Origin of the sequence: Phenylobacterium sp. (assembly GCF_030645195.1) — a bacterium.
In the GTDB taxonomy this organism is placed as follows: domain Bacteria; phylum Pseudomonadota; class Alphaproteobacteria; order Caulobacterales; family Caulobacteraceae; genus Phenylobacterium.
The window spans coordinates 1-1,383 of sequence record NZ_JAUSLW010000077.1 but is presented as its reverse complement, the minus strand read 5'-3'; the positions used below and the strand labels follow the sequence as shown (position 1 = coordinate 1,383).

Genomic DNA, 1,383 nt, shown 5'->3' with positions numbered 1-1,383 from the left:
AAGATGGGCATGCTCGAGTCCCTGGAGCAGGCGCTCTATTTCTCCACAAGTTCCTACTCCACCGTTGGCGAGACCGGCGCGATCCTGCCCGAGCGCTGGCGCATCGTGGGCGTGCTGGAGGCCATCAACGGCATGCTGTTGATCGGCTGGTCAACGGCCTTCCTGTTCCAGATCCTGCACCACCTGATGTGGAACGACGGCGACGACCATCCCCTGCCCAGGGGCGCCATCGCACATCGGGCCAAGTCGCACGGAGCTAGCCGCCCGTCCTCGGGCGATCAGGCCTAGGGCCGCCGGGGTGACCGGGGATGTCTTCCCGGCTTGGATCGACCGCTGGCGCCTGACCCCGGACGGGGCGCCGTTCACCAGCCTTGGAGGACGGCTCCTGCCTGTCCGCCGCGATGGTGTGGCCGCCATGCTCAAGGTCAGCCACGCGCCCGAGGAGATCGCCGGCGGCGTCTTGATGGCCTGGTGGGACGGGCAGGGGGCGGCCCCGGTCCTGGCCCATGAGGGCGAGGCCCTGCTGATGGTCCGCGCCATGGGCACGGGCTCGCTGGCGGACATGGCGCGGTCCGGTCGGGACGACGAGGCCAGCCGCATCATCTGCGCGGCCCTGGACGGGCTGCACGCGCCCCGGCCCGGGCGCCTTCCGTCGAGCCTGAACCCCTTGCCCGACTGGTTCCGGGCGCTCGGCCCCGCCGCCAACGGCCATGGCGGCGTCCTGGCCAAGTCCCACGCCATGTCAAAGCGGCTGCTGGCCGACCCGCGCGAGGTCTGCGTCCTGCACGGCGACGCCCACCACGGCAACTTCCTGGATTTCGGAGAGCTCGGCTGGCTGGCCATCGACCCGAAGGGGCTGATCGGTGACCGCGGCTACGACTACGCCAACCTGCTGTGCAACCCGGACCTCGCCACGGCGGTCGCGCCCGGCCGCATCGCCCGGCAGGTCCAGGTGGTGGCCCAGGCCGGGGACCTGGAGCCCGCACGCATCCTGCAATGGCTGCTGGCCTATGCCGGGCTGTCGGCCTCCTGGTTTCTCTCGGACGGCGACAACCCCGCCGGCGCGTTGCAGATCGCCGAGATCGCGGCGGCGGAACTGGGGCTCTAGGCGCTGGCCAGGTGTTTGTTGTCGCCTCGCTGCAGCGGATCGCGCAGGGGCTGGCCGTTCTGCGCGAACTCCAGGGAGATGGAATTGATGCAATAGCGCAGCCGGGTCGGCGGCGGGCCGTCGGGGAAGACGTGGCCCTGGTGGCTGTCGCAGCGGGCGCAGCGGGTCTCGATGCGGATCATCCCGTAGCTGACGTCCTTCACCGCCACCACGTGGGCCTCGTCGAGGGGGGCGAAAAAGCTCGGCCAGCCGGTGCCGCTCTCGAACTTGGTCTT

General features: G+C 70.5%; 3 protein-coding genes. 2 read left to right on the top strand and 1 reads right to left on the bottom strand.

The annotated features are described in order from the left end of the window. Both Q7T09_RS07335 and Q7T09_RS07330 read left to right on the top strand, forming a co-directional pair. The coding region (locus Q7T09_RS07335) for a potassium channel family protein (RefSeq protein ID WP_304698871.1) at positions 1-288 on the top strand (288 nt) is incomplete at its 5' end. A gap of 10 nt (positions 289-298) precedes the next feature. Then, a complete protein-coding gene (locus tag Q7T09_RS07330; RefSeq protein ID WP_304698870.1) occupies positions 299-1,108 on the top strand; it encodes an aminoglycoside phosphotransferase family protein in 810 nt (269 codons plus the stop codon). On the opposite strand, the gene msrB is transcribed toward Q7T09_RS07330, so the two are convergent. Next, positions 1,105-1,383 (bottom strand): peptide-methionine (R)-S-oxide reductase MsrB (msrB, locus tag Q7T09_RS07325; RefSeq protein ID WP_304698867.1); only part of this gene is annotated, 279 nt, incomplete at its 5' end. The genes Q7T09_RS07330 and msrB overlap by 4 nt on opposite strands.